Below are 944 nucleotides of genomic sequence, written 5' to 3'. Positions count from 1 at the left end.
GAAACGCTGATAGGATTCACCAAATCCACGCCAGCCCTGTAGCCCGCCAGTATGAACAGCTAATACTCGCGCTCCCGCCTGGATTCTTCCTTGATGAATATACTCCGCCAGCCCATACATCATCTTTCCTGTATAAACAGGGTCTAGAACCAAACCATGCTCATCATAAACATCAGAAATAAATTCCGTCAGACGACTATTGATTTTGGCAAAGCCACCGAAATGATAGTGATGACATATTCTCCAAGGGTTAACCCTACTGGCACCTGATAACTGCCGCTCTACGCGATGCTCCAGGTCGTGAGCATTTTTTAGTGCAGAAAATCCAACACACTGGGCTCGACCAATATTTGCCTGAGCAATCCCTGCCAAGGTTGCGCCTGAGCCCACAGCACAAGCTATCAAGTCATAGTTAAGTTGCCCCGCATGATGCAAGGTATTAAATAAACTTTCGATTCCTAGCGTGCCTTGTCTACCTGCACCACCTTCAGGAACAACCCAGGCTTCGGGCATTGCCTCTTTATACATATCAGGTGTAGTGTTAGAAGCAGTGTGACGATACGTTTCACGATCAAGCCATTGAATCTTCATCCCCCACTTTTCGCAATCCTGCAGAGTAGATGTCAAATCGCCGTGTGGTTCACCTCGAACAATACCGACAGAGTCCAGATTCAATTGATTTGCGGCATAAGCCAAGGCATGCAAATGATTTGAGTGGGCACCACCAAAACTTACAATTTGTGATTTGCCCGCCGCGACAGCCGCTAGTAAATGATGCTTTAGCTTGTACCATTTGTTCCCCGATATAAAAGGATGTACTTTATCGAGACGCAGACAGTCCAGGGTCACTAGCTGATCTTTCGCAATCTCCAGAGGAAAGGAGTGAACTTCGGGTAGTACATCAAATTGCACACCCAACTCAGCAGTAGTTTTATTATTAGCCA

1 protein-coding gene is annotated in these 944 nt (G+C 46.5%); it reads right to left on the bottom strand.

Going from position 1 to position 944, the window contains the following annotated elements; genetic code table 11:
• The coding region (locus A3729_RS01135; protein ID WP_068632984.1) for a 1-aminocyclopropane-1-carboxylate deaminase/D-cysteine desulfhydrase at window positions 1-944 on the bottom strand (944 nt) is incomplete at both ends.

The sequence above is a fragment of the Oleiphilus sp. HI0043 genome, from assembly GCF_001634935.1.
This window is presented reverse-complemented; position numbering and strand designations above follow the sequence as displayed.